Origin of the sequence: Paramesorhizobium endophyticum, assembly GCF_014640615.1 — a bacterium.
Lineage (GTDB): Bacteria > Pseudomonadota > Alphaproteobacteria > Rhizobiales > Rhizobiaceae > Paramesorhizobium > Paramesorhizobium endophyticum.
In genome coordinates this window covers 1-1,698 of record NZ_BMHH01000070.1, presented here as the reverse complement: position 1 = coordinate 1,698, position 1,698 = coordinate 1, and the positions used below count along the sequence as shown (strand labels likewise).

The window sequence follows — 1,698 nt, the reverse complement described above, 5'->3', positions numbered from 1 at the left end:
GGTTTTTACTCCGCCCGCGGCTGGATTATTCCGCCGCTACCGTGGCCCACTTTTGCACCGCCGCTCTCAGCCGTTCGATCTCGTTATTCATCCGGTCAAGCATCGTGTCGATTTTTCCGGGCTTCTGCCGAAGCATTCCCAGTTCGACCTGAAGGCGGGAAAGCGGAGATCGCAGCTCGTGCGAGATGTCGTGATAGAGCCTCTGCCGGGTGGCGTGCAGGGTTTCAAGCTTTTCAGCGGTAAGGTCGAAGTCATGCGCGAGGTCGGAGACTTCGTCGCGTTGGGCCTTGAACCTGCTCCCGATCCGGGTCGTGAAATCCCCGCCTGCCAGTTTGTGAAAGCCGTTTTTCAGCGTGACGATCGGACGGGTCAGGAATTTAGCCAGCCAGAATGACGCCAGCAAGCTCGCGAAGAAACAGGTGATAAAGGGGAAGAAGATGTATTTGAAGACAATATTTTGAAGACAATATACGGACGATGTTGCTGCTCGACCGTTACCTTGAAGCAACGGCCTCCCGCTTCAACGAAGCGGGTATCGCGATTGCTGTCTGCTGTGCCCGCCTGGCAAGCGGAAGCGCTTCCTGCTGCAACTGCGGCTATTTCCGGCCGCGATGACGATATGTTGGCCAGCGTCGCGGTAACCGCGTGGGCGGCGTCGAGATGGTCCGTTGCGACGAGTGTGGCGACCAGATCAAGCGCAAGTGCTGCTGTGGTTGGGTACTTCTCCTCAGCGGGAAGCGAGGCTCCGGAGAGTCTTGCCAAGATGAGAACGAGGCCGATCGTTCCGGCTATGCACAGCCATATCGTGAAGAACAGTCTTCGGAACAGCCGGCTCATGAAGGGTCCTGAACCAGTTGGTATCCCTGTCCACGGACCGTCCTGATCCAGGGTTGTCCATCGTGGCGCAAGCCGAGCTTCTGGCGAATGCTGCTGATATGAACGTCGATCCGCCGGTCGAACGGGGCAAGCGTGCTGCCAAAGGCGCGTTTGGACAAATCATTCTTTGCAACGAGCTGCCCTGCCTCACGAACCAGAACTTCCAGCAGATTGAATTCGGTTCCGGTGAGCTCAAGCGGATGGCCGTCGCATGCCGCGGTTCGGGAACCGGGGTAGACTTCCAGCGTACCGGCCCGTACCACGCTGGATGCGGCATTGTGATCGGATTTGCGCAACCGGCGCAGGATCGCCCGCAGCCGCGCTACGATTTCGTCGGGGGAGCAAGGCTTGGCGACATAGTCATCGGCTCCGAGATTGAGCCCGGTAATCCGGTCGACATTTTCTCCGCGGGCGGACAGCATCAAGACCGGAATGTCGCTGGAGGCACGAATCCTCTGGAGCACATCAATTCCATTGATGCGCGGCATCATGACATCGAGGATGACAATGTCGTGGCGCCCGGACAGAGCATCCTCGATGCCAAGGCGCGGATCGTTCGCGGCCTGGCCCAGAAAGCCTTCCTCGCTCAAATATTCGATGAGAAGCGAGGTCAGTTCCTCGTCATCGTCAATCAACAGAACTTTCGTCATCGGCATTTCATTCACTATTTCAGACCCTCATGCCACGAACCGAGGCGAGCGACCGAGTGGTTTTACATAACTTTACACCAGCTTAACGGCACTTAACGCTGGGGTTGCTAGAGCGTGTCCGTTGAACGCGGAATCGTATTGAGGATTCCCCTGGCTGCGGAATTCTGATTCC

3 protein-coding genes are annotated in these 1,698 nt (G+C 57.4%); all 3 read right to left on the bottom strand.

Annotated features, from left to right (window positions below):
• Positions 1-25 precede the first annotated feature (25 nt).
• Genes IEX53_RS24445 through IEX53_RS23575 form a run of 3 tightly spaced genes read right to left on the bottom strand, consistent with a single transcriptional unit; the run spans position 26 to position 1,526 of the window.
• On the bottom strand, positions 26-403 hold the full coding sequence (locus IEX53_RS24445) for a histidine kinase dimerization/phospho-acceptor domain-containing protein (protein WP_373288719.1): 378 nt from the start codon (positions 401-403) through the stop codon (positions 26-28).
• Entirely contained in the window at positions 370-837 is a 468-nt protein-coding gene (locus IEX53_RS24135) for a hypothetical protein (RefSeq protein WP_236016356.1), read from the bottom strand. Before IEX53_RS24135 ends, IEX53_RS24445 begins: the two co-directional genes overlap by 34 nt.
• Entirely contained in the window at positions 834-1,526 is a 693-nt protein-coding gene (locus tag IEX53_RS23575; RefSeq protein WP_188826603.1) for a response regulator, read from the bottom strand. Before IEX53_RS23575 ends, IEX53_RS24135 begins: the two co-directional genes overlap by 4 nt.
• Positions 1,527-1,698 lie beyond the last annotated feature (172 nt).

Excerpts from the sequence above, each read along its gene's own strand:
- IEX53_RS23575 (WP_188826603.1), bottom strand. The coding sequence starts at position 1,526 with ATGACGAAAGTTCTGTTGATTGACGATGACGAGGAACTGACCTCGCTT.
- IEX53_RS24135 (WP_236016356.1), bottom strand. The coding sequence starts at position 837 with ATGAGCCGGCTGTTCCGAAGACTGTTCTTCACGATATGGCTGTGCATA.